The organism is Caballeronia sp. SL2Y3 (assembly GCF_022879575.1).
GTDB lineage: Bacteria > Pseudomonadota > Gammaproteobacteria > Burkholderiales > Burkholderiaceae > Caballeronia.
On record NZ_CP084260.1, the window covers coordinates 843,420 to 867,488 of the forward strand.

Annotated in this window: 27 protein-coding genes; 13 read left to right on the forward strand and 14 right to left on the reverse strand. The window is 64.1% G+C overall.

The window, feature by feature from the left end:
* Window positions 1-46: 46 nt before the first annotated feature.
* Entirely contained in the window at window positions 47-304 is a 258-nt protein-coding gene (locus tag LDZ26_RS03990; protein ID WP_244848264.1) for a hypothetical protein, read from the reverse strand.
* 126 nt (window positions 305-430) lie between these two features.
* On the opposite strand from LDZ26_RS03990, the gene LDZ26_RS03995 reads away from it, so the two are divergent.
* The 6 genes from LDZ26_RS03995 to LDZ26_RS04020 all read left to right on the forward strand — a co-directional run bounded on the left by LDZ26_RS03995 (window position 431) and on the right by LDZ26_RS04020 (window position 5,688).
* Complete coding sequence (locus LDZ26_RS03995; protein ID WP_244848921.1) at window positions 431-1,075, forward strand: chorismate lyase; 645 nt, start codon at window positions 431-433, stop codon at window positions 1,073-1,075.
* Window positions 1,072-1,554: a DNA-deoxyinosine glycosylase gene (locus LDZ26_RS04000; protein WP_244848265.1), complete on the forward strand. Its 483-nt coding sequence runs from the start codon at window positions 1,072-1,074 to the stop codon at window positions 1,552-1,554. The genes LDZ26_RS03995 and LDZ26_RS04000 overlap by 4 nt, the downstream gene beginning before the upstream one ends.
* The gene (locus LDZ26_RS04005) at window positions 1,551-2,435 is read left to right on the forward strand and encodes a spermidine synthase (RefSeq protein ID WP_244848266.1); all 885 of its coding nucleotides are present in this window, start codon (window positions 1,551-1,553) and stop codon (window positions 2,433-2,435) included. Before LDZ26_RS04000 ends, LDZ26_RS04005 begins: the two co-directional genes overlap by 4 nt.
* A gap of 218 nt (window positions 2,436-2,653) precedes the next feature.
* A complete protein-coding gene (locus LDZ26_RS04010; protein ID WP_244848267.1) occupies window positions 2,654-2,908 on the forward strand; it encodes a DUF3311 domain-containing protein in 255 nt (84 codons plus the stop codon).
* Window positions 2,908-4,458, forward strand: coding sequence for a monocarboxylate uptake permease MctP (mctP, locus tag LDZ26_RS04015; protein ID WP_244848934.1), 1,551 nt, complete (start codon window positions 2,908-2,910; stop codon window positions 4,456-4,458). Before LDZ26_RS04010 ends, mctP begins: the two co-directional genes overlap by 1 nt.
* A gap of 129 nt (window positions 4,459-4,587) precedes the next feature.
* A complete protein-coding gene (locus LDZ26_RS04020; RefSeq protein WP_244848268.1) occupies window positions 4,588-5,688 on the forward strand; it encodes an FUSC family protein in 1,101 nt (366 codons plus the stop codon).
* A gap of 13 nt (window positions 5,689-5,701) precedes the next feature.
* On the opposite strand, the gene LDZ26_RS04025 is transcribed toward LDZ26_RS04020, so the two are convergent.
* The 7 genes from LDZ26_RS04025 to LDZ26_RS04055 form a co-directional block, all read right to left on the reverse strand.
* Window positions 5,702-6,163 (reverse strand): VOC family protein, encoded by a 462-nt coding sequence (locus LDZ26_RS04025; RefSeq protein WP_244848269.1) that lies wholly within the window; start codon window positions 6,161-6,163, stop codon window positions 5,702-5,704.
* A gap of 221 nt (window positions 6,164-6,384) precedes the next feature.
* The gene (gene tal, locus LDZ26_RS04030; protein ID WP_244848270.1) at window positions 6,385-7,338 is read right to left on the reverse strand and encodes a transaldolase; all 954 of its coding nucleotides are present in this window, start codon (window positions 7,336-7,338) and stop codon (window positions 6,385-6,387) included.
* 215 nt (window positions 7,339-7,553) lie between these two features.
* The gene (locus LDZ26_RS04035) at window positions 7,554-7,799 is read right to left on the reverse strand and encodes an energy transducer TonB (RefSeq protein ID WP_244848271.1); all 246 of its coding nucleotides are present in this window, start codon (window positions 7,797-7,799) and stop codon (window positions 7,554-7,556) included.
* Window positions 7,800-7,874: 75 nt separating this feature from the next.
* Window positions 7,875-9,074: a benzoate/H(+) symporter BenE family transporter gene (locus LDZ26_RS04040; RefSeq protein ID WP_244848272.1), complete on the reverse strand. Its 1,200-nt coding sequence runs from the start codon at window positions 9,072-9,074 to the stop codon at window positions 7,875-7,877.
* A gap of 26 nt (window positions 9,075-9,100) precedes the next feature.
* Window positions 9,101-10,276 (reverse strand): VWA domain-containing protein, encoded by a 1,176-nt coding sequence (locus LDZ26_RS04045; RefSeq protein ID WP_244848273.1) that lies wholly within the window; start codon window positions 10,274-10,276, stop codon window positions 9,101-9,103.
* 25 nt (window positions 10,277-10,301) lie between these two features.
* A complete protein-coding gene (locus LDZ26_RS04050; RefSeq protein ID WP_244848274.1) occupies window positions 10,302-10,892 on the reverse strand; it encodes a GNAT family N-acetyltransferase in 591 nt (196 codons plus the stop codon).
* A gap of 28 nt (window positions 10,893-10,920) precedes the next feature.
* Window positions 10,921-11,763, reverse strand: a complete 843-nt coding sequence (locus LDZ26_RS04055) for a MoxR family ATPase (RefSeq protein ID WP_244848275.1) — start codon at window positions 11,761-11,763, stop codon at window positions 10,921-10,923.
* A gap of 446 nt (window positions 11,764-12,209) precedes the next feature.
* Between LDZ26_RS04055 and LDZ26_RS04060 the strand changes: the two genes are divergently transcribed.
* Window positions 12,210-12,575 carry a c-type cytochrome gene (locus tag LDZ26_RS04060; RefSeq protein WP_159835678.1) on the forward strand — a complete coding sequence of 122 codons (366 nt, stop codon included), beginning with the start codon at window positions 12,210-12,212 and terminating at the stop codon, window positions 12,573-12,575.
* Window positions 12,576-12,724: 149 nt separating this feature from the next.
* Window positions 12,725-13,141, forward strand: a complete 417-nt coding sequence (locus LDZ26_RS04065; protein WP_244848276.1) for a c-type cytochrome — start codon at window positions 12,725-12,727, stop codon at window positions 13,139-13,141.
* Between the two features lie 89 nt (window positions 13,142-13,230).
* Here the strand turns inward: LDZ26_RS04065 and LDZ26_RS04070 are convergent, their stop codons facing one another.
* From LDZ26_RS04070 to rsxB, 3 genes are all read right to left on the reverse strand, one after another.
* Window positions 13,231-13,662: a DUF1841 family protein gene (locus LDZ26_RS04070; RefSeq protein WP_175939885.1), complete on the reverse strand. Its 432-nt coding sequence runs from the start codon at window positions 13,660-13,662 to the stop codon at window positions 13,231-13,233.
* Window positions 13,663-13,738: 76 nt separating this feature from the next.
* Window positions 13,739-14,383 carry an endonuclease III gene (gene nth / locus LDZ26_RS04075; RefSeq protein WP_244848277.1) on the reverse strand — a complete coding sequence of 215 codons (645 nt, stop codon included), beginning with the start codon at window positions 14,381-14,383 and terminating at the stop codon, window positions 13,739-13,741.
* Window positions 14,380-15,234 carry an electron transport complex subunit RsxB gene (rsxB, locus tag LDZ26_RS04080; protein ID WP_244848278.1) on the reverse strand — a complete coding sequence of 285 codons (855 nt, stop codon included), beginning with the start codon at window positions 15,232-15,234 and terminating at the stop codon, window positions 14,380-14,382. The genes nth and rsxB overlap by 4 nt, the downstream gene beginning before the upstream one ends.
* A 344-nt stretch (window positions 15,235-15,578) precedes the next feature.
* Between rsxB and LDZ26_RS04085 the strand changes: the two genes are divergently transcribed.
* A complete protein-coding gene (locus LDZ26_RS04085) occupies window positions 15,579-16,211 on the forward strand; it encodes a TetR family transcriptional regulator (protein WP_244848279.1) in 633 nt (210 codons plus the stop codon).
* 127 nt (window positions 16,212-16,338) lie between these two features.
* On the opposite strand, the gene LDZ26_RS04090 is transcribed toward LDZ26_RS04085, so the two are convergent.
* Together LDZ26_RS04090 and LDZ26_RS04095 are read right to left on the reverse strand one after the other, a co-directional pair.
* Complete coding sequence (locus LDZ26_RS04090; RefSeq protein WP_244848280.1) at window positions 16,339-17,610, reverse strand: polyhydroxyalkanoate depolymerase; 1,272 nt, start codon at window positions 17,608-17,610, stop codon at window positions 16,339-16,341.
* A 366-nt stretch (window positions 17,611-17,976) separates the two neighbouring features.
* The gene (locus LDZ26_RS04095; RefSeq protein WP_244848281.1) at window positions 17,977-19,845 is read right to left on the reverse strand and encodes a glycoside hydrolase family 15 protein; all 1,869 of its coding nucleotides are present in this window, start codon (window positions 19,843-19,845) and stop codon (window positions 17,977-17,979) included.
* A 334-nt stretch (window positions 19,846-20,179) separates the two neighbouring features.
* Between LDZ26_RS04095 and LDZ26_RS04100 the strand changes: the two genes are divergently transcribed.
* A complete protein-coding gene (locus tag LDZ26_RS04100) occupies window positions 20,180-20,428 on the forward strand; it encodes a hypothetical protein (RefSeq protein ID WP_244848936.1) in 249 nt (82 codons plus the stop codon).
* 138 nt (window positions 20,429-20,566) lie between these two features.
* On the opposite strand, the gene LDZ26_RS04105 is transcribed toward LDZ26_RS04100, so the two are convergent.
* Window positions 20,567-20,719 (reverse strand): DUF3096 domain-containing protein, encoded by a 153-nt coding sequence (locus LDZ26_RS04105; protein WP_244848282.1) that lies wholly within the window; start codon window positions 20,717-20,719, stop codon window positions 20,567-20,569.
* Between the two features lie 188 nt (window positions 20,720-20,907).
* On the opposite strand from LDZ26_RS04105, the gene LDZ26_RS04110 reads away from it, so the two are divergent.
* The 3 genes from LDZ26_RS04110 to LDZ26_RS04120 all read left to right on the forward strand — a co-directional run bounded on the left by LDZ26_RS04110 (window position 20,908) and on the right by LDZ26_RS04120 (window position 24,055).
* The gene (locus LDZ26_RS04110) at window positions 20,908-22,236 is read left to right on the forward strand and encodes a lactonase family protein (protein ID WP_370650641.1); all 1,329 of its coding nucleotides are present in this window, start codon (window positions 20,908-20,910) and stop codon (window positions 22,234-22,236) included.
* A gap of 81 nt (window positions 22,237-22,317) precedes the next feature.
* Entirely contained in the window at window positions 22,318-22,896 is a 579-nt protein-coding gene (locus LDZ26_RS04115; protein WP_244848283.1) for an antimicrobial peptide resistance and lipid A acylation PagP, read from the forward strand.
* Window positions 22,897-22,999: 103 nt separating this feature from the next.
* Window positions 23,000-24,055, forward strand: coding sequence for a transporter (locus tag LDZ26_RS04120; RefSeq protein ID WP_244848284.1), 1,056 nt, complete (start codon window positions 23,000-23,002; stop codon window positions 24,053-24,055).
* Window positions 24,056-24,069 lie beyond the last annotated feature (14 nt).

Here is a 24,069-nt window from a genome sequence, read left to right on the forward strand (position 1 = left end):
ACGCGCATGAAAGAACGCGCTGCCGGGTGAGCCGGCAGCGCGTTTTTTATTTGCTCTTGCGGTCTTTCGTCGACTGCGCGAGCACAGATGCGGCGAGCGTCTTCGTCTCGTGCGAATACTTTTCGCTGTGCAGCACTTCACTGGCCTTGTGCTCCAATTCGGCGCTCGTCTGCTTGGAAGAGTGCGATTGCGCGAGCGCCGATCCGGCCAGCTTCTTCGCGATTGCGGATGCCTTCGGATCGTGCAGCGTATCGGCGGCGAGGTGCGCGACCTTCGGCGAGGTTTGCTTCGTGTTCTTAGTCATTTCGATGTCCTCAAGGTTTTACAGATTCCGGCGTTCGGCAGCGCGCGGATTCAATAGTCTTGCCCGCCCGCGCTACGCGCGCCATACGATTCATCCGAACCCGAGGCCGGTTCTATAATGGCCGCCATGCCGATTCCGAACGATCCCGTCGATGCCCATTGGCGCATCGCGCCGCATCCCGTTTGCAGTGACGATCAGAAAGACTGGCTCACGCGCGGCGGCTCGTTGACCGCCCATCTGCGCACGCTCGGCGCGGTGACGGTCGAGGTCACGCGCGAAGCCGTCGATAAACCGTGGCGCGACGAATGCCGCGCGCTCGGCGCGACGCCGCGCACGCCGGTCTGGACGCGCGAAGTCGTGCTGAAGGTCGATGGCGTGCCGTTCGTCGCGGCGCACAGCATCGTCGCGCTGTCGCACAGCACGGGCGTGTGGCAGTCCATGCGACGCCTGCGCACGCGGCCGCTCGCCGAGCTTCTCTATAGCGACAGCAGTGTGTCGCGTTCGATGCTCGCCAGCCGCGTGCTGACCGCGCGGCATCCGCTGTATCGGCTGGCGGCGAAGCACGCGCAGGCGAGTCACGCGCTCGTCGCGAGGCGGTCCGTCTTTCTGCGCCACGGCGCGGCGCTGATGGTCACCGAATGCTTTCTCGATGCGCTCTGGCGCGCGCTCTCATCGCGCCATGTGCCGCATGCGGTGCATCGTGAACATGCGCGGGCCTACGAGCATTTGAGCTCGCATGCAAAGCGCGTCGCGCACGGCGAAGCGCGATGAAACTCGCGGGCTTCGCGCCGGTCGGCGACGCGCATACCCATACGCTCATTCTCGGCAGCTTTCCGGGCGTCGCGTCGCTCGCGGCGACGCAGTACTACGCGCATCCGCGCAATCAGTTCTGGCGGCTGGTCGGCGCGGTCATCGGCGAACCGTTGCACGAACTCGCCTACGAACAACGGCTCGCGCGCGTGATGAAGCACGGCATCGGCCTGTGGGACGTGCTCGCCGCGTGCGAGCGCAAAGGCAGTCTTGACAGCGCGATCCGCCATGCATCGCCGAACGATTTCGCCGTGTTCCGCGAGCGCTTTCCGACGCTGCGCAAGGTGTGCTTCAACGGCAAGACATCGGGCAAGTTCGCGCCCGTGATCGCAGCGGCGGGCTACGCCACGCTCGTGCTGCCGTCGTCCAGTCCCGCCAATGCTATCCTCTCGTTCGATCAAAAATTGCGCATCTGGCGCGACCTTCTCAGCACACAATGACGACTCTCATCAAGCGCGCATCGGCCGAAGCGCGTGCGTTCAGCCGCAAGAAAGACAACAAGCATCGACATGACGAAGACGATCTCGCCAACGCGCCGCGCATCGACGCGCCGCGCAAGCCGCGTTTCGCGCCCGTGACGTTCTCCGAAGAAGGCGGCGTGCGCTATCTGCATTTCGGCACCGAATGGGTGCAAGGCGCGATGCGCCTCCGAAAGCCCGATCACATCGAACTCGAATACGCGCAGCAGATGATGGCGTGGCTGCTGTTCATCGAGACGCCCGAGCGCATCGTGCAACTGGGGCTCGGCGCGGCGGCGCTCACGAAGTTTTGCTATCGGTATCTGAAGCGCGCGAAGGTCGAAGCGGTTGAGTTGAATCCGGCGGTCGTGATCGCCGCGCGCGCGATGTTCGAGCTGCCCTACGACGACGCGCGCCTCACCGTGACCGAACGCGACGCATGGGAGTTCGTCAACGACCGCGCGAATCACGGCACCATCGGCGCGTTGCAGATCGACATCTACGATGCCACTGCGCGCGGTCCCGTGCTCGACAGCGTGTCGTTCTACCGGGCGTGCCGCGCGTGTCTCGCGCCGCAAGCGGGCGTCGTGACGATCAATCTCTTCGGCGATCATCCGAGCTTCGTGCGCAACATGCGCCATCTGAACGAAGCATTCGATCGTCGCGTGATCGCGCTGCCCGAAGTGCATGACGGCAACCGCGTGGCGATTGCGTTCGCCGGTCCCGCGCTCGACGTCCCGTTCGCCGCGCTCGGCGAACGCGCGAAGTTGATCGAAGCGGAGCTCGGCTTGCCCGGGCGCAAGTGGGTGAAGGGGCTTGCCGAAAGCGCGGGCCTGCCGTTGAACGGCTCTTTCTCCATCTAGTTCGAAGCGAATCACGCAGGGCGCCGACCCACCTCAGCGCCTTTCACATCTGGGGAATGCTCGGGATTCTCCCTGCTTGACCGTGTTTTGGCGGTCCCTATACTCCTCCTGTTATTTCGGGGCGCTTTCTGCGGCGTGTCGTCTGCGCGAGCGCCGCACCGGACGGCTCCGCGGGCCACGGCTCGAAGCAAATGCTCAAAAACAAACTGGAGACCATCATGGCTCAAGATCCGGGCCGCACTGGACAACCGCGCAACAAGCATTGGCTCTGGCTTCTGATCCTTCCGTGGATCGGCGTGGTGTGGGTGCCGTTTTACAACAAGATCGAGCCCGTGCTGTGGGGCTTCCCGTTCTTCTACTGGTATCAGCTTCTCTGGGTGCTGCTGAGCGCGGTCATCACAGCCGTCGTCTACAAGAAAACCAAGGCGCTGTCGTCCGGCCGCGCGGGGCAAGGCCAAGGAGGCGCGCGATGATGAACGTCACCGCAACTTTCGTATTCGTTCTGTTCTTCGTCGGGGTGACGATTCTCGGCTTCATCGCGGCGCACTGGCGCAAGGCGGATCTCGGCCAGCTCGACGAATGGGGTCTCGGCGGCCGGCGCTTCGGCACCATCGTGACGTGGTTCCTGCTCGGCGGCGATCTCTACACGGCCTACACCTTCGTCGCGGTGCCGGCGCTCGTGTTCGGCGCGGGCGCGACGGGCTTCTTCGCGCTGCCGTACACCATCCTGATCTATCCGTTCGCGTTCGTCGTGTTTCCGAAGCTGTGGAGCATCGCGAAGCGTCACGGCTATGTGACCGCAGCCGACTTCGTGCACGCGCGCTACAACAGCCGCATGCTGGCGCTCGCCATCGCGGTGACGGGCATCGTCGCGACCATGCCGTATATCGCGCTGCAACTCGTCGGCATCGAAGTGGTGATCGGCGCGCTCGGTTTCAGCACGCAAGGCTTCGTCGGCGATCTGCCGCTCATCATCGCGTTCGCCATTCTCGCGGCCTACACGTACACGTCGGGCCTGCGCGCGCCCGCGATGATCGCGGTCGTCAAGGACGTGCTGATCTACATCACCATCATCGCCGCGATGATCGTGATTCCGGCGCAACTCGGCGGCTTCGGGCATATCTTTGGCGCCGTGCCGCCTGCGAAGCTGCTGCTGAAGGCGCCCGACGCCGCGAGCCTGAACGGCTACAGCGCCTACGCGACGCTCGCGGTCGGCTCGGCGCTCGCGCTCTTCCTGTATCCGCATTCGGTGACGGCGATTCTCTCGTCGAACTCGGGCAACACCATCCGCCGCAACATGGCGCTGTTGCCCGCGTATTCGCTGGTGCTCGGGCTGCTGGCGCTGCTCGGCTACATGGCGCTTGCCTCGGGCGTGAAGGACATGCCGGAGTACGCGTCGTACTTCAAGGCTTACGGCGCGAACTTCGCGGTGCCGGCGCTCTTCCTGCACTACTTCCCGTCGTGGTTCGTGGGCGTGGCGTTCGCGGCCATCGGCATCGGCGCGCTGGTGCCGGCCGCGATCATGTCGATCGCAGCGGCGAATCTGTACACGCGCAACGTGCACCGCGAGTTCCTTAATCGCTCGATGACGCCGGAGCAGGAAACCAACGTCGCCAAGCTGGTGTCGCTGATCGTGAAGGTCGGCGCGGTCGTGTTCATTCTGGCGCTGCCGCTCACCTACGCGATTCAGCTTCAGTTGCTCGGCGGCATCTGGATCATTCAGACGCTGCCCGCGCTCGTGCTCGGTCTCTATACGCGCGTGCTCGATCATCGCGGTCTGTTGATCGGCTGGGCGGTGGGCATTGCCGTCGGCACGTGGATGGCCGTGTCGCTCCAGTTGAAGGGCTCGATCTTCACGGTGCACATGTTCGGTTACGCCGTGCCGGGCTATGCGGCCGTGTGGGCGCTGATCGTCAATCTGATCGTGTCGGTGGGCGTGAGCGTGCTGGTGCGCGCCATCGGCCTGAAGCGCTCGGATGACCGCACGCGCCCCGAGGACTATCTGGACGTCGTGGAAAGCTGAAGCCGGCGCTGCGTGTCGTGACGCGGCAGTCTGTCTGATACGCTAACGCCCGTAATGGCCATCGGCCGTTGCGGGCGTTTTGCTTCGCGCCCGTCGATCGACAAACCCGGATACCGACGCGAGCGACTCATGTTTTCATCGACATCGGCGTCAGCGCGCAGAAGCCGCGCGATGCGGCTCATGCACGGCCTGGCGTCGCCATTCTTCCGCTATCGCCATGCGAAGATGATCCACGCGGTGCGCGTCGCGCTCGGCATGGCGACGTCGTTTCTCGTCACCACGGGCATCAATATCCCGCACGGCAGTTGGGCCTCGGTCTCGCTGCTCGTCGTGGTCGGCGGGCTGCAGCACTACGGCAATATCCGCAAGAAGGCGGCGGAACGGGCGCTCGGCACGGCGCTCGGCGCGGCTATCGGACTCGCGCTGATTCTCGTGCAGACGGTCTTCGGCTCGCTCACGCTGTTCTTCATTTTGATGTCCGCCATCGCCGGGGCGTGCGCGTATTACGCCATCGGCAAGGCGGGCTATGTCGCGCTGCTGACGGCGATCACCATGGTCATTGTCGCGGGCCACGGCGATTCGCCGTTCGATGTGGGCTTGTGGCGGACCGCGAACGTGCTGATCGGCATTGCCATTGCGCTGGCGTTCTCGTTCGTGCTGCCGCAGTACGCGACGTACTCGTGGCGCTATCGCCTCGCCGACAATCTGCGCGAATGCGCGCGTCTTTACGGCGCGTTGCTCGACGGCACGCCGTTGCTCGCGGAAGAAACCGCGCGCCGCTTCTTCGCGATGAGTCAGCGCCTCGTGCAGTCCCGCGCGCTGATGGAGTCCGTCGCGAAGGAAACGCGCGTGCCGGTCGCGCGGCTCGAAGAGATTCAGCGGCTGCATCGCTCGATCCTCGCCGCGCTGGAAATGCTCGTGACGTCGATGCCGGATACGCCGCGCGCGACGTGCAATATCGCACTCGACTGCTCACCGCACGAGCAGCAGGTGCGGCAGAAGCTGCTGAAGATGGCGCGCGCGCTGCGTTTCGGCCGCGTCGGTTTGCTGTACATGCGTCCCGACGCTAAAGCGGATGCGAGCGTCGAAGCGGAGGCGGGCGATGGATCGACGCAGGGCATGCACTGGCTCGCGATGCGTTTCGCGGAGCAGGTGGATCGCTTGCGGCTGCGTCTGAGTGAAATAGAGCGGGAGTGGAATATCGAAGGCGCGCGGCCGCTTCCCGGCTGACGCGCCGCGCGCTTTAGGACTGCGCTGCCGCGTCCTGCGACGGTTGCGGTGCGTCGGCCATCTCGACGGCGTTGACGACGTTGATGAGCCACGGTACGCCGAAGCGGTCTTTCAGCATGCCGAAGCCCGCCGTGAAGAACGTGGACTGCCACGGCGTCAGCACCGTGCCGCCTTCGCTCAATGCGTTGAACGCGCGCTCGCCCGCTTCGGGGCTGTCGGCGCCGATCGACAGCGTGAAGCCCTGGTATTCGCAGTGCGGCTGACCGAACTGGCCGTCCGACACCATGATTGCCGTGCCGCCGACGCTAAAGAGCGCGTGCATGACTTTGTCGTGCCACTCCGCCGGCACGTTCGCCGCGTCGGGCGTGTCGCGGAAGCGAATGAGCGTCTGAATCTCCGCGCCAAACGCGGATTGATACAGCGCGAGGGCGTCCGCGCAATCTCCGTGGAAGAAAAGATACGTATCCAGTTGCATTGATAGCTTCTCCGAGCTTGGGCGGCGCTCCCGCCAAAGCTCGGAAGTCTATTGCAACCGGGAGCCGCGCCGACTCGGAGAAGGTCAATTTACGTCAAAAGACGCCTGGAAACCGTATTTTTCTGAATGTCTTGCGGCAGGCGAGGCGCGCGCAGCGCGCCTCGTGCATCGCTTGTTGCCTATTGCCTATTGCCTATTGCCTATTACTTATTGCTTATTGCTTATCGCAGCGCCGTGATCAGCTTTTCCAGCTTGATGGCATCAGCCGCGAACGCGCGGATGCCTTCGGCCAGCTTTTCGGTCGCCATGGCGTCTTCGTTCACGGCGAAGCGGAACGTCGGCTCGTCGACGCTGATCTTCTCCAGATCCGTGTTGTCCGCTGCGTCCGGCGACAGCTTGCGCTCGACCTTCTCGTCGCTGTCCGCCAGCTTCTTCAGCAGGTCAGGGCTGATGGTGAGCAGATCGCAGCCAGCGAGTTCGGTGATCTGGCTCACGGTGCGGAAGCTCGCGCCCATGACTTCGGTCTTGTAGCCGAACTTCTTGTAGTACGAGTAGATGCGGCGCACCGACTGCACGCCGGGATCGTTCGCGCCGCCGTTTTTGACTTCGTCCCAATCCGCGCCGGCCGACTTCTTGTACCAGTCGTAAATGCGGCCGACGAACGGCGAAATGAGCTGCGCGCCCGCTTCGGCGCACGCCGCGGCCTGCGCGAGCGAGAAGAGCAGCGTCATGTTGCAGCGGATGCCTTCCTTCTGCAGCACTTCGGCTGCGCGGATGCCTTCCCACGTCGACGCGAGCTTGATCAGCACGCGCTCGCGGTTGATGCCCGCGGCTTCGTACAGCTTGATGATTTCGAGGCCCTTGTCGATGGACCCTTTCGTGTCGAACGAGAGGCGCGCGTCGACTTCGGTGGATACGCGGCCCGGCACGATCTTCAGGATTTCGGTGCCGAACGCGATCAGCAGATGGTCGATGATCTGGCCCATCGGCTTGCCGGCGTGCTCCTTGACGGTCTTCTCGAGCAGCGGCTTGTAGTCGTCCTTCTGGACGGCCTTCAGGATCAGCGACGGATTCGTGGTCGCGTCCTGCGGCTTGAACTGAACGAATTGCTGGAAGTCGCCCGTATCGGCGACGACGGTGGTGTATTGCTTGAGCTGGTCGAGAGCGGATGTCATGTCGAGTCGTCGGCGCGAAGCGCCTTGTCAAATTGCGGTAACCCGCGGGGTGTCCATGATCGCGATGCCGGAATGCGCCTTCGAAGCGCCGGGCTCGCCCCTACTGCCAATGTCTCATTCTAGACCCGCGCGTGCTGTTCGCGCTCGGGGCGTGCGCGTCGCTGGTTCGACCGGGCGAGCGCCGGGGCGTTCCGTCGCCCGCCGCGCCGCATCAATCAGTCGACGGCGTAGGCGAGCTCGTGCCAGCGCCGCACGGTGCCGGAGCCGAGCTGCCCGCGGGCGAAGCGCATCTTGCGCACTTCTTCGAGCGCGTGCGCGTCTTTTGCGGGATCGCCGCAGCTCATTTTCAGGACGACGTCCTGAACGTGGCCGGCGTCGTCGAGCAGCACGCGGACGATCGTCTTGCGTTTGGTGGGGCCGGGCGGCGCGGTGCGCGCCAGCAGTTTGTCGAGCAAAGCCATCTTCGTGATTCTGAAATGGGGTCGTGGTGCATCGGCGCGAAGCACGTTCGGCCGATTCCCGCATTGTAGGCCGCGTCAGCCGCGCCGGGCGTTCAGAATGACATGCGTCACGACGCCCGCGATCAAGCCCCAGAACGCCGGCCCGATGGACAGCAGCGTGAGGCCGGAGGCCGTCACCATGAACGTGACGAGCGCGGGTTCGCGCTGGCGGGCGTCGTGCATCGCGTTGGCGAGGCCGCTCATGATCGAGCCGAAGAGCGCGAGCGCCGCGACCGAGACGACGAGCGCCTTCGGAAACGCCGCGAAAAGCGCGGCGATGGTCGCGCCGAAAACGCCTGCGATCAGATAGAAAACGCCGCACCACACCGCCGCCGTATAGCGCCGGTCGTGGCGCTCGTGCGCTTCGGGGCCGGTGCAGATGGCAGCCGTGATCGCCGCGAGGTTCACGCCGTGCGAGCCGAACGGCGCGAGCAGAAGCGACGCGATGCCCGTCGTCGCGATGAGCGGCGCGGAGGGCGTCGTGTAGCGGTCCGCGCGCAGCACGGCGATGCCCGGCACGTTCTGCGAAGCCATCGCGACGATGAAAAGCGGCACGCCAATGCTCACGATGGCGGAGAGCGAAAACGCGGGCATCGTGAAGACGGGGTGCGCGAGCGCGACGTGAAAGCGTGTGAAATCGAGCAGGCCGAGCGCGCCCGCGACGGCCACGCCTGCTGCCAGCGTCGCCGGAATGGCGTAACGCGGCGTCGCGCGCTTGAACACGAGGTACGTGAAGAACATGGCGAGCACGAGCGCCGTCTGATGCTCCGCCGCGCGGAAAATCTCGATGCCGATCTCGAACAGGATGCCCGCCAGCAGCGCCGCCGCGATGCCCGACGGAATGCGCTTCATCAGCGCGTCGAACCAGCCGGTGACACCCACTGCGGTCAGCAAAAGCGCGCAGACGACGAACGCGCCGATGGCCTCGGCGTAAGGCACGTTCGGCAGCGACGTGACGAGCAGCGCCGCGCCGGGCGTCGACCAAGCGACGACGATCGGCGCGCGAAAACGCAGCGAGAGCCCGATCGTGCACAGCGCCATGCCGATGGAAAGCGCCCAGATCCACGACGAAATCTGCGCGTCCGACAGATGCGCGGCCTGTCCCGCCTGAAACATCAGCACGAGCGAGCTCGTGTAGCCGGTCATCATCGCGACGAAACCGGCGACGACCGCGGACACCGATGTATCGGAAAAAGGGCGCAGCGGGGCGTGCGCGACAGACGGCGTGGCTTTCATGCGGGTTCTGCTTCTTTCTGGCGGTGTTATTTGGACAGCGCGCGCATGGCGCTTTCGAGTCCGGACAGGGTCAGCGCGTACATGCGGTTGCCGAGCACATGACGGATCGCGGAAATGGACTGGCGGTATTCCCATAGCCGCTCGGGCTCGGGATTGAGCCACGCGTGATGCGGAAACTGATCCGCGAGCCGCCGCAGCCACACGGCGCCGGCTTCGGCGTTGTTGTATTCGACGGAGCCGCCCGGCTGAAGCACTTCGTAGGGACTCATCGTCGCGTCGCCGACGAAGATCAGCTTGTAGTCCGGCGTGAACTTGTGAAGCACGTCGAACGTCGGCGTGCGCTCGGTGTGGCGGCGGCGATTGTTCTTCCACAAATAGTCGTAGACGCAGTTGTGGAAGTAGTAGAACTCCAGATGCTTGAACTCGGCCTTCGCGGCGGAGAACAGTTCTTCGACGCGCTTGATGTGGTCGTCCATCGAGCCGCCGACATCCAGCAGCATCAGCACTTTCACGTTGTTGTGACGCTCGGGCACCATCTTGATGTCGAGCCAGCCCGCGTTCGCCGCGGTGCTGCGGATGGTGTCGGGCAGATCCAGCTCTTCGGCCGCGCCTTCGCGCGCGAAGCGCCGCAAGCGCCGCAGCGCGACCTTGATGTTGCGCGTGCCGATTTCCACCTGATCGTCGTAATCGCGAAACGCGCGTTCGTCCCACACCTTGACCGCCGTGCGATTGCCCGCCGATTCCCCGCCGATGCGGATGCCCTCCGGGTTATAGCCGCCATGCCCGAACGGCGACGTGCCGCCGGTGCCGATCCACTTGTTGCCGCCTTCGTGCCGTTCCTTCTGCTCGTCCATCAGCTCTTTGAGGCGCTCCATGAGCTTGTCGAGCCCGCCCAACGCCTCGATGCGCTTCTTCTCCTCCGGCGTGAACTCGCGGTCGAGCCGCTTCTTGAGCCAGTCGAGCGGAATGTCGAACGCTTCGTCGGGCAACTGCGTGACGCCATGGAAGTACGCGCCGAACGCGCGGTCGAACTTGTCGAAGTACTTTTCGTCCTTCACGAGCGTCATGCGCGCGAGGAAATAGAACTCGTCGAGCGACGGCGAGATGACCTGCGCCTTCAGCGCTTCGAGCAGCGTCAGGTATTCCTTCACCGACACGGGCAGCTTTGCGTCGCGCAGCGAGTAGAAGAAGTCGATCAGCATGGCGCGCTTTCCTTCGTGACGTGGATCAGCGGTCGAGCCGGTGCGTGAGATGCGCGCGCACGGCCGGCCATTCCGATTCGATGATCGAGAACACGACGGTATCGCGATACGCGCCGTCCCGGCCGATCTGGTGATTGCGCAGAATGCCGTCCTGCTTGGCGCCGAGCCGCGCGATGGCCGCGCGCGACTGGTGGTTCATGAAATGCGTCCGGAACTCCACGGCGATGGCCTTCAGTTGCTCGAAAGCATGGCCGAGCAGCAGGCGCTTCGCTTCGGTGTTGAGCGCGGTGCGCTGCACGCGCCTGGCGTACCACGTATGGCCGATTTCGAGCCGCCGATGCACCGCTTCGACGTTGAAATAGCGCGTGGAGCCGACTACATCGCCTGTCTTCGCATCGATGACCGCGAACGGATGGGCGCCGAGCCGGTCGCGCATGTCGATGGCCGCGTCGATATAGGCGCGCGCCGTATCGGGCGAAGGCACGCTCGTGTACCAGAGCTTCCAGAGCTCGCCGTCGGCGGCGGCGGCCGCGAGCCCCTGTTCGTGCTCGACGGTCAGCGGCACCAGTTTCACGTGCTCGCCTTCGAGCGTGACGGGTTCGATCCAGCGGCTCATGCGTGGTTTCCTTTTCTTGGCGTGCTGATCAGCGGTTGTGGCGGTTCATGTACAAGAGCCGCTCGAAGAGCGCGACGTCCTGTTCGTTCTTGAGCAGCGCGCCGTGCAGCGGCGGCACGATCTGCTTCTGATCCGACGACTGCAACGCCTCGGGCGGAATGTCCTCGGCGAGCAGGAGCTTCAGCCAGTCGAGCAGTTCGGATGTCGATGGCTTCTTCTTGAGCCCCGATACGTTGCGCAATTCGAAGAAGCTCTGCATCGCGGCAGCGAGCAGGTCCTGCTTGATGCCGGGGAAGTGCACTTCGACGATGTCCTTCATCGTCGAGGCATCGGGGAACTTGATGTAGTGGAAGAAGCAGCGGCGCAAAAACGCGTCCGGCAGTTCCTTCTCGTTGTTCGACGTGATGATGACGAGCGGCCGATGCTTCGCCTTCACGAGCTCGCGCGTCTCGTAGACGTAGAACTCCATGCGGTCGAGTTCGCGCAGCAGGTCGTTCGGAAACTCGATGTCGGCCTTGTCGATCTCGTCGATCAGGAGCACCGATTGCCGGTCCGACTCGAACGCCTGCCACAGCACGCCCTTCACGATGTAATTGCGGATGTCCTTCACGCGCTCGTCGCCCAGCTGCGAATCGCGCAGGCGCGAGACGGCGTCGTATTCGTAGAGACCTTGCTGTGCCTTCGTCGTGGACTTGATGTGCCATTGCAAAAGCGGCATGCCGAGCGCGCCCGCGACTTCCTCGGCGAGCATGGTCTTGCCGGTGCCGGGTTCGCCCTTGATGAGCAAGGGGCGCTCTAGCGTCATCGCGGCGTTCACCGCGAGCTTGAGGTCGTCCGTTGCGACGTATTGCGATGAGCCTTCGAAGCGCATGACGAAGATTCGGTGAGGAAAAAAATCCCAGTATAAGTCAGAAGCCCTGTTGCGACGGACGCCTCGCCGGTATCGTTGCAGCCGCCTGCGACAGGGCTGCAAAGGAGCCCCGGCAGTGCTGCATGCCGCTTGCTGAGAACACGCTGTGAAGCGAGACGAGCCCGGCGTACAGAGGCGAATTGTCGCAGGGCGAGAAGGCGTCTTTCAGCCGGTTCCCATTGCCAGAGGCGGCTCTGCGCTATCTCGGAGAATGGACGCTAGGGTGGTCGCGCGGTACAATTAGCCCGATTTTTTTGGCCTGCGCGGCCGGGCGGCCGCATTTAGGTGCGCATGCGCCGCTTGCGAAGCAGTGAAAGGCAGCAAACAGTCCCGAGAAGGTTGTGATGCGCTCGGCGCGGGCCGCGGCTTTCGAGCGCCGGTTTTCCCCTCATGCTAGGTTACAAGCTATGAACTATTTCGTCGGCAAACTTGCCGTGATTGCAGTGCTGTCCGGTCTTGCCGGCTTCGCGACCCAGGCGTCGGCCGACGTCGTGGGCAATGCAAAGGCCGCAGAGGGCAAGGTCGCGATGTGCATCGGCTGCCACGGCATTCCCGGCTATCGCACGGCTTACCCCGAGGTCTACGAGGTGCCGATGCTGGGCGGTCAGAACGCGCAGTACATTGCCAACGCGCTGCACGCCTACAAGAAGGGCGACCGCCACTTCGACACCATGCGCGCCATTGCGGTGACGCTCTCGGATCAGGATATCGCGGATATCGCCGCGTACTACGCCGCGCAGACGCCGCAGTCGAAGAACAACCCCGACAAGTAATCCCCGTTGCCGCGATCGAGCGGGTCGAAGCGCCCGCCGCCGTGACAGGACAATCCGATGCACGGCAGTCCGACAACGCAGGCAGTCATCATCTTGCATGGGACCGGGTTCAGGCGCCGCGCCTCGAAAACCGGTCGACAGGAGAATTCATGAAGCCCTATCAGGCACAGTCGCAGGCACAGTCGCAGGCACAGTCTCAGGCATTTCGGTTCAGCTTCAAGGCAGCATGCGCTGCCGCCGCGATCATCGGCTCGGCGGCGTTCAGCACGGCGCACGCAGCGGATGCGGGCAACGGCAAGGTGCTTTCCGAAAGCCACAACTGCGCGGCCTGCCACGGCCCCGGCCTCAACAAGCCGGTGAGCGGCGAATATCCGAAGCTGGCCGGCCAGCATGCGACCTACATTTACTGGGCGCTGCGCCAGTATCAGATGGGCAACGGCAACCCGAACTTCGGTCGCAACAACGCGATCATGGCCGCGCAGGTGCAGAACCTGTCGCAAAGCGATCTGAAGGACATTGCCGCATACATCGAATCGCTCGATGGCAGTCTCGTGCTGAAGAAGTAAGCGCGTCGCCGCATCGTAGGAAACGAAACACCCCGCTCTCGCGGGGTGTTTTCGTTTGGGCGCGTGGTGTTTGGATCGTCAGTCGCGCGTCAGTCGCGCGAAGCCCGCCGCTCGATGAGCGCGAGGTACGCGTCCGTATCCGGCGGCGTGTTGCTGCGCTGTGCTTCCCAGATAACCTGACCGAGGCATTCCATGATGGCGTGCTGCGCGTCGTGCGGCGAGCCGAGGCGCGCGACGAGCTTGTCGTGCGCGCGGCGAATGCCCGGCGGCTGGTCGATCGACAACTGCTCGCTGATGGCGAGATGCATCGACAGGTGCAGGAACGGATTGGTGCGGCCCGCGTCGGGCGAATAGTCCGCCTGCCGCGCGTCGGGGTCCGCAAGTTCGGCCTGATACTCGGGATGCTCGCGGATCCAGTCGGCGGCCATGCTTTCGAGCGGCGTCAGGATTTCGCCCGCGCGCTCCTTACGCCACGTCTCGGTGAAGAACTGGCGGACTTCGTCGCGACTAGGGTTGAACATGAGAGTGGGGTTCGGCTCGGGAATTCATCATTGTAGATCGCGGCGGCATGTCGCCGCTCGATCCGCAGGCGACGTGTCACTCGGCAGGCGGCGGCGTCTTCGGCCGATATTCGCACAGCGGCTCGATCGCGCAATGCCAGCATTCCGGCACGCGCGCCTTGCAGACGTATCGGCCGTGCAGAATGAGCCAGTGATGCGCGTCCTGAATGAACTCTTTCGGCACGTGCTTTTCGAGCGCCGCTTCCACCGCGCGCACGTCCTTGCCGGGCGCGATGCCCGTGCGATTCGCGACGCGAAAGATGTGCGTGTCGACTGCGATCGTCGGTTGCCCGAACGCAATGTTCAGCACGACATTCGCTGTCTTGCGTCCGACGCCCGGCAGCCCTTCGAGCGCCTCGCGATTGTCCGGCACTTGTCCGCCGTATTGTTCGACGAGGATGCGGCACGTCGCGATCACGTTCTTCGCTTTCGTTCGATAAAGCCCGATCGTGCGGATGTATTCCGTCACGCCTTCTTCGCCGAGCGCGAGCACCTTCTCCGGCGTATTCGCCACCGGAAACATCTTGCGCATGGCCTTGTTGACGGAGACATCCGTGGCCTGCGCCGACAGCATCACGGCAATCAGCAGTTCGAACGGTGTCGTGTATTCGAGCTCGGTCTTCGGATGCGGATCGATGCTCTGCAGCGTTTCGAAGATGGCGCGGCGCTTCTTCGCGTTCATTGCGTCGTGTCTGAATCGGTCTCGTTTGTATCGCCGCCTGCATCGCTCGCGCGGCTCGCGTGTTCCACGAGGCCGATGCGTTTGCGGCGAGCTTCGGCGGCGTCGATCTGCGCCTGCACTGCGGCGCTGACATGCTCCATGTTCTTCGGACCTGCGCCGAGCTTGGCCATTTCTTCTTTCTTCTTGCGCGCGCGTTCGAGCGCGGCCTGAATGATGGCGCGTTTCTTCGCTTCAGCGTCTTCCGTCGATGCGGGCGGCATAGCCGATGCGGCAGCGGCCGCTGTCTGCGCTGCGCGCGACGCCTGCCGCGCGGACGCTTTCGCTTCGGCCTGCGTGCGTTCGCGTTCGAGCCGCGCGAGGCGCCGGTCGTGCCGCGTGCGCGCCGCATCCGCTTGTTCCTGGCTCCATGCGTCCCAGCCGGTGGCGTCGCCCGTGACGGGAATCATCGTGATGCAATCGACCGGGCAGGGCGGCACGCACAGGTCGCAGCCGGTGCACAGCGCGTCGATGACCGTATGCATCTGCTTGGCCGCGCCCGCGATGGCATCGACCGGACATGCCTGCATGCACAGCGTGCAGCCGATGCACAGGTTCTCGTCGATGACCGCAAGCGGTCGCGCGCGCTCGACGCCATGCGTGGTATCGAGCGCGATCTCCGGCTTGCCAAGCAACGCCGCGAGACGCGCGACGCCTTCCTGTCCGCCCGGCGGGCACTGGTTGTAGCTCGCCTCGCCTGTCGCGATGGCGTCGGCATAAGGGCGGCAGGCCGGATAGCCGCACTTGGTGCATTGCGTCTGCGGCAGCAGGTTTTCGATGCGCTCGGCGAGCGTCTTTGAAACAGTTGCGGTCACGTGAGGTTGCGCGGTGGCAAATAAGGCGGGCAAAAAGCAGTAGAAACGGCAGCAACAATCAGCGGCAAAAACAGCGGCAAAAAAAGAGACGCGAGACGGCGCCGCGTCAGCGCCGCGATTCATTGCGGCAGACGTGATTATCGCGCAAGTGCGTGACGCCCGCCGCAGGTGATCCTTATCCTAATTGCCAATGCTCCGCTGATGTGCGCATAATCGAAGCGCTTTATCGTTTGACCGCAGGACGGTGTTCCCCCATAACCATGGGCAGCGCCCGTTCACGTCATGTACCCCCTGCGGGCCGCGTGACGCATATCCGGACAACGCGGCTCCCGACTCATGCCATCATGAATCAGCCGAAAATCAAAAGAGATCCCGAAGGGACACGCCGCCGTATCCTGCTTGCCGCCGCGGAAGAGTTCGCAGCCGGCGGCCTGTTTGGCGCACGTGTGGATCAAATCGCCCGGCGGGCAGAGACCAATGAGCGCATGCTGTACTACTACTTCGGCAGCAAGGAGCAGTTGTTCACAGCCGTGCTCGAACATGCACTGTCCGCACTCGTCGAGGCCGAGCGCTCGCTCGATCTCGAGGGCCTCGCCCCCATCGAAGCCATGACGCGGCTTGCGCATTTCGTTTGGGATTACTATCGTGACCACCCCGAATTGCTGCGTCTGATCAACAACGAGAACCTGCACGAGGCGAGATATATCAAGGGATCCAATCGCATGCGCGAGGTCATCTCGCCGGTGGTCGAGACGCTCGCGACCATTCTCGAGCGCGGACAGAAGGCCGGACTGTTTCGCACCGACGTCGATCCGCTGAAGTTCTATATCACGCTGTCGGGCCTCGGTTATTACATCGTATCGAATCGTTTTACGCTTCAGGTGAGCTTCGGTCTCGACTTCAGCGAACCTACGCAGCGCGAACAAATGGTGAAGATGAACACGGAATTGCTGCTTGCATATTTGACCCGTCGCTGACGCCGCTCGAAAAGAGCGCCGTCTGACGAAAAAAACGTCGCGCCTTGCAAAGGGCGCGACGTTTTTCTTTTGCGAATGGAATCGGTACCGAAGCGCAGGTTGAAGCACTGCGCCGCGATGAATCGACTTACGCGGGGACCGCTTCTTTCTTCGGCGACTTGTCGTGTTCGAGAATGAATTCGCGCAATTGCGGATACACCATCGTGCGCCAGCGCCGGCCCGAGAATATGCCGTAGTGGCCGGCCTTTTCCGCGGTGAAATGGCGCTTGTCCTTCTGCGAAAGGCCCGTGCACAGGTCATGCGCGGCGCGCGTCTGGCCGTCGCCGGAGATATCGTCGAGTTCGCCTTCGATGGTGAAGAGCGCCGTCTGCGTGATGTCCTGCGGGCGCACGCGTTCGCCGTTCACGTCCCACGTGCCCTCGGCAAGACGGAACTCCTGGAACACGATGCGGATGGTTTCGAGGTAATACTCGGCGGCCATGTCGAGCACGGCGTTGTACTCGTCATAGAAGCGGCGATGCTGTTCGGCATCGTCGTCGTCGCCGCGCAGCAGGTTTTGATAGAAGTCCCAATGGGCCGTGAGATGCCGTTCGGGATTCATCGCGACGAAGCCCGCATGCTGCAGGAAGCCCGGATACACCTTGCGGCCCACGCCCGGATAATTCGCCGGCACCGTGTAGATGACGTTGTTCTCGAACCATTCGTACGAGTGCTCGCTCGCGAGCGAGTTCACCGATGTCGGGCTGCGTCGCGCGTCGATCGGGCCGCCCATCATGGTCATCGTGCGCGGTGTGTCTTCGCCGCGGCTCGCCATCAGCGAAATGGCGGCGAGCACGGGCACCGTCGGCTGACACACCGAGATCACGTGCAGATCCTTCGCGCCGATGTGACGGATGAACTCCTGAATATATTCGACGTAATCGTCCAGATGGAACGCGCCGTTTTCCACCGGCACCATGCGCGCGTCGAGCCAGTCGGTGATGTAGACCTTGTGGTCCTGCAACAGCGTGCGGACGGTATCGCGCAAAAGCGTCGAGTGATGGCCGGATAGCGGCGCGCACACCAGCACGATCGGCTCGTCCTTGAGCTTCGTCACGGTCGCGCTGTCATCGGCAAACCGTTTGAAGCGCAAGAGCCGGCAGAACGGCTTCTCGACCACCGTTTGTTCGACGATCGGAATGTTGTGGCCGTCCTTGACGATCTGATGGATGTTGAACTCGGGCTTCTCGTAGTCTTTCCCGAGCCGGTAGAGCAGTTCGTATCCGGCGGCAAGACGCGTGGAACCGGGAACGTAGGCGAGGGGGCTGGCCGGATTCACGAACGACTTCGAGGCGGCCTGGGCCCATGCCGTGAGAGGAGACAACATGGCCCGCTGGAATTCGTGTATTTGATAGAGCATGGTGGCCCCAATGACTTCGGTACGAACCGGTAATGCCCGTTGGTCCCGGCGATTCGGCCGGCAACCTGACCCAACGGCAATCAAAAAATCCCCGCCGTGCGGCTCGACCGCACCGCGGGGCTGCTGTTTCTTACTGCAAAGGCGCGTTTTCGCGCTCGGTCGCTGGGTATCGCCGTGATTCCCTACATTAACGACCAGCGATGCAAAAGTTTGATACTAAGCAGCAACAGTTTCCGCTCGACGCCTGGATAGCACAATAGACCGGTCAAACTTGCGGGCTTTCCTGCAACAGCTTCATCGTTGTGCATTGCACCATTCTAGCGTCGCGCAGCGATGCCGCCAAACTAAAACGCGCTCCGTCTTTCCTCAGCCTTCCTCGCTGATACCAACCGGAGCCTCTTTGCCTGCGGCGCTGCGGTCCGCAGCGGACGGCTGACCGGTGACATGCGCCATCGCCTGCTCGTGCTTCATCAGGTTCATCCCCGTATGCACCAACGCCACGTGCGTAAACGCCTGCGGAAAATTGCTGACCATGCGTTTCGCCGTCGTGTCGTATTCCTCGGCGAGCAGGCCGACATCGTTCGCGAGGCCGACAAGACGCTCGAACATCGCGTGCGCGTCGTCGATCCGGCCCTGCAACGCCAGGTTGTCCACCAGCCAGAAGCTACAAGCCAGAAACGTGCCTTCTCCTGGCGGCAGCCCGTCCGCCGTTTCGGTCGTGTGATAGCGCTTGACGAGACCATCGTGCGTCAGATTGGTCTCGATCGCATGTACGGTGGCGGTCACACGCGGATCGGCCGGCGGCAAAAAGCCGAGCAGCGGTATGAGAAGCAGGCTCGCGTCGAGTGCATCGCCGTGGTACACCTGCGTGAAGGCGTTCACCGTCGGATTCCAGCCTTTGTCGCAGACGTCCGCGTGGATGCGCGCGCGCATTTGACGCCAATGGTCGATCGGTCCCGCCAGCGCAAACTGTTCCGCCGAACGGATGGCCCTGTCATACGCGACCCACGCCATGACCTTCGAAAAGGTGAAGTGCTGACGGCCGCCGCGCACTTCCCAGATGCCTTCGTCGGGCTGATCCCAGACCGTATCCAGATGTTGGAGCATCGTGCACTGGATGGACCACGCGGTTTCGTCGCTTTGCAGGCCGCCGACGCGCGCGAGATGCAGCGCGTTCATCACTTCGCCGTACACGTCGAGCTGCAACTGCTCGACCGCGCCGTTGCCCACGCGCACCGGCTGCGATCCTTCATAGCCCGGCAGCCACGGAATCTCCCATTCGGCGAGCCGACGCTCGCCCGCGATGCCGTACATGATCTGCACCTGCGACGGCGCGCCGGCCATTGCGCGGCCGAGCCACGCGCGCCAGGCGCGGGCTTCGTCGTAGTAGCCGCCGCGCATCAGCGCGAGCAGCGTGATGGTGGCGTCGCGCAGCCAGCAGTAGCGGTAGTCCCAGTTGCGCGCGCCGCCGAGCTGTTCGGGCAGGGATGTGGTCGGCGCGGCCACGATGCCGCCTGTCGGCTCGTAGGCCAGCGCCTTCAGCGTGATGAGCGAGCGGCGGATGGCGCCGGCCCAGCGGCCCGCGAGCTGGCTCTTGCCGGACCACTCGCGCCAGTGATTCTCAGTGCGCGCGAGTTGCGTGTGCGGATCGTGCGCGGGCGGCAGCCGCAGATGCGACTGCGAATAGCAGAGCGAGAAGGGCACGCGCTCGCCTTCGGTCACGTCGAAGCAGGCGGTCGTGCGCATGTTTTCGCCGACGAGGTCCACCGGCGTGCGCAGCACCGCGAGGTCCGGACCGGCGATCACACGGATGCCGCTGTCGTTCGGCAGGCGGCTGACCCACGGCACCACCGACCCGTAATCGAAGCGCACGACGAGTTCCATCTTCATGCGCACGACGCCGCGCCGTCCGATCACGATGCGCACCAGTTCCGAATGACCGTTGCGCGACGGCATGAAATCGACCACGGTCACGGCGCCCTGCGGCGTTTCGAAGTCTGTTTCCAAAATGAGCGTGTCGCCGCGATACCGGCGGCGCACGACCGGCGCTTCGCCGTCCGGCATCGACGGCGCGAGCAGCCATCGGCCATGCTCGGGCGTGCCGAGCAGCGCGGCGAAGCACGCGCCCGAATCGAAGCGCGGCCAGCAGAGCCAGTCGACGGAGCCGTCGCGGGAGACCAGGGCGGCAGTATGGCCATCGCCGATCATGGCGTAGTCTTCAATCAGAGCGGGCATAGTGAGCGTGGTTGTGCTGGCGGCGATGCGCCGCGAGGCAGAGCGATTTGGCGGTTATGTCGTCGCATTCTGCCGCATTCGCTTCGCGCAAGCAGAAAACCGGGCGCGTGCGGCGGCGCGGGAACCGTCCCGCGACCGCAAGCCGCGCCGCGTTGGCGGAAAAGCACTATCGAAGCGCCGATCAAACCGTTGTCACGCGTTTCGGCTGATGTTTAGAATGGAAGCTAAACGTAACCGTGCCGCGCGTCACCGCGCTCGCGGCTCCGTTTTCCCCTGTCGGCTTGCGGGGCGGCCGGCGCCATTCGTTGCTTTGCGTTTCGAGGAAACCATCACTATGCTCAATCCGTCGAAAGCAGACTGCATCGCCATTCTTTCCGCTGCGAGCCGCATGCGCGACAGCGACAACCTGCTTCCTCTCGATCACAAGCGCCTCGGCCTCTCCCGCAATGCCATGGACACGGCTGCGGCCTTTCTCACAGAACGGGGCTGTTTCAGCCGCTACAGCTTCGATATGAGCGGCCTGTCGGTCGGCGCGTTGTCGCTGCAAGGGCGTCTGCGTCTGGACCAGCTTGCAAACGGCTGAACGCCGTTGCCAGCCGCGCCTCCGAAACGCGGCGCCTTCCGTCATCCATCACATACTGCGCACGTCCGCGGCTCCATCCGCGCGTGCGCCTTTTTTCGCTCGGCGCCCGGCGCACGGAACCGCGAGCGCGCATCGCCGTCACAAGTGTGTCGCGCCCATGCCGAACAGTCCGATGAGCCCGATGACGATCAGATAGATCGCCACGATGAAGTTGAGCAGGCGTGGCATCACGAGAATAAGGATGCCCGCGATCAGCGAAACGAGCGGCCCGAGGCTTATGTGGATGTTCATCGCATCAGCTCCGTTTCTTGGTTAGAGTGCTGTGGCTGGACGGAACGCGCGACGCACCGACTCAGGCCTCGCGCGAGCGGTCCGCAATTTGCTGCCCACGCACGCCGGTCACGCCGGTCACGCCCGTCGCGCGACGCCTGTGCGCGTGACATCCATAACACGCAGCAAATAGTCGATGAGGAGGTCTCATGCAACCGAGCCGTTCCTGCGCCGCGATGCGTGCGCCGTTGCAAGCGCCGCGCCCGCTCTTGCGCGCGTTGCGCGCGCGCGCCAAGCCGGCGCGCTGGGCCAAAGGCGTGGCGCTGATGCTCTCGCTTGCCGCCGCGCAGTCGTTCGCGCAAACGGCCGGCAACGCGACGCCAGCGGCGAGCGCAGCGAGCGGCAGCGCCGCCAGCGCGACGACCGGAAACTCGGGCGAGGTCTTCGACCTGCTCATCGGCACATACACGGGCAGCGGGAAGAGCGAAGGCATCTACGTCTATCGTTTCGATGCGGGCAACGGCGAACTCACGCGCATTGCATCGGCGCAGACGGTGAATCCGTCGTATCTCGTCGTCAGCCGCGATCGCAACTACGTCTACGCGGTGAACGAATTGCCGGGCGACAATGGCCCGGCGTCGCAGCGCGGCGGCGTGAGCGCATTTCGCTTCGATCGCGCGAGCGGGCAGTTGAGCTTTCTGAACCGCGTGTCGGCGGACGGCAACGATCCCTGCTATCTCGCCATCTCGCCCGACGGCAAGTACTTGCTCACGGCCAACTATTCGGTCGCGGCGAATCCGGGCGGCAGCTTCGCCGTGTTTCCGCTTTCCGCCGATGGACACGTCGGCACGTCGGTCTTGACCGTGCATCACGAGGGCAGCGGCCCGGTCAAAGGACGGCAGGACAACTCGCACGTGCATTCGACCGTTTTCTCGCCCGACGGCAAGTATCTCTTCGCGCAGGACCTGGGCGTCGACAAGGTGTTCGGCTATCGCTACACGCCGGACGGCAGCCGCGGTCTGTTCGGCCCGACCGAGTCGCGCTACACGCCGATCAAGCCGGGCTCCGGTCCGCGCCATCTGATTTTCGACGCAAGCGGCAAGCACGCCTATCTGACGACCGAGCTGAACGCTTCGGTCGTCGTCTTCGACTACGCCGGCGGCAAGCTCACCGAAACGCAGTCCGTGCCGATGACCGCGCCCGGCTTCAAAGGCAAGATCGGCGGGGGCGCGCTGCATCTGTCGCAGGACGGGCGCTTTCTCTACGCGACGAATCGCGGCGACGCGAACCAGCTCGTGGCATTCGCCGTCGATCCGGCCAACGGGCATCTGAAGCTGCTAAAACGTTATCCGACGCTCGGCAAGACGCCGCGCGAATTCGCCATCGATCCGACCGGACGCTGGCTCGTCGTCGGCAATCAGGAGAGCGACAGCGCGTATTTCTTCCGCCGCGATCCGGCGACGGGCGAACTCGCGTCCGATCCCAAACAGCTGTCGATCGGCTCGCCGGTCGATTTCAAGTTCGTTTCGCCTTCGTGAGCTCATGACGAAGCGCCGCGCGTCGTTTGACGCGCGGCGCCCCGGCGTCTTACCTTCACAGCGATGCGCAGTCCATCGACGATGACAAAAAAAACAGCGGTCAGGGCGGTCACGGTTTCGTTGCTGAGCGTGTGCGCGATAAGTCCCTTCGCCGCGCGCGCCGACGAAGGGCAATGCGATTTCAAGCGCGACTGGATGTCGTCGGCGTGCGAGCGCGTGATGCGCGTCGCGCACGAGGGCACGTGGGACCTTTACGTTACCGGCTACGGCTGGCACATCGACGGTTACACGAATCGCAGCGAGCTGAATCCGTGGTCCTGGGGCGGCGGCGCGGGCAAGCACTGGACCGACGCCAACGGCGACGAGGACATCCTGTTCGCGTTCGGGTTCTCGGACTCGCATCACAACTTCCAGCCGATAGGCGGCTATGCGCGGCAGTGGTTCACGAAGCCGGTGCTGGGCGGCTTGCAGGCCGGCGGCGGCTTCTTCGCAGGCTTCACCGCGCGCTCGGACGTCGCGCACTATTTGCCGTTGCCGCTCGCCTTGCCCATCGGCTCTATCCGCTACAAGCGCGCGTCGCTCATGGGCACGTTCATTCCGCGCCTGCCCGGACTTAACGACGGCGACGTCGCCTTCTTCTGGGGACGCTACGAGTTCTAGTACGATGGCCGCGCGGCCCGCTTCATGCGGGCGTGAAGTCGCATCGTATCGGAAATCGAAAGGTGTCCCGACCAATTCGTAAGGTAACAGCAGGGAAGCAACATTGGATACGACCCGTACGCAGGACCCGGCCGAGCGCGCGCGCGCCGGCCACGACCAGCCGGCGCCGCCGGGATTCATCAGCGCGTTCGACTTCGCGGGCGGCGACGCGTTGCGGCTCTCGTGGGACGAGGCGCGCCGGGCCGTGGCGGGCGACGGCTTCACGTGGCTGCATCTTTCGGCCAACGACGACACGGTGGAAAGCTGGCTCGAAGGCGTCACGTCGATGCCGGACGTCGCGCGTGAGTTCCTCAACGGCGAGGACAAGCGGCCGCGCGTGCACATGGGCGCGAACTTCGTGTACGGCGTGGTCGCGGACCTCGAACTCGTCGCGGCCGCGCCGGATGCGGCCTCGCCGGGCGTGCGCGAGGCCAATCGCGCGACGAGCGCGCTGCGCTTTTTCGTGGACCGCCACCGCATGATTACCGTGCGGGCGCGGCCGCTGCAATCGACCGACCGTCTGCGCCACGCCGTGCTCGAAGGCGCGACGTTCCGCGATACCGTCGACCTGTTCGCGGGCCTGATTCGCGCGCTGAACGAGACCTTCGTCGATCGCATCGACGACATCGGCGACCGGCTCGACGACGTGGAAGAGGGCGTGCTCGAAAACCGTCAGGCGAACTGGCGCGCGCATCTCGGTGACGTGCGGCGCAGGCTGGTGGAGGTGAAGCGCTTCATCGATCCGGAGCGCAACGCGCTGACGCAGCTCGTCACGCGCCGTCTGGAATGGGCCGAGCCGCGTTCCATGGAGGCGCTCGTGCAGGCCATTCAGGTGCTCAACGGCCTGGGCGCGGGGCTGGAAGGACTCTACGAACGCGCGAAACTCTTGCAGGACGAAATCGCGGCGCTGCTCTCCGAGGACATCAACCGCAAGCTGCTGTGGCTCGCGATCATGTCCGCGCTCTTGATGCCCGCGACGCTGCTTACCGGCATCTTCGGCATGAACGTGGCAGGCTTGCCGGGCACGCATAATCCGGCGTCGTTCTGGATTGTCATCGGCGTGATGGCGGGCTGCGCCGCCATCACGATCTACCTGTTGCGCAAGCTGCGCGTCTGGTGAGGCGCTTGGCTGAG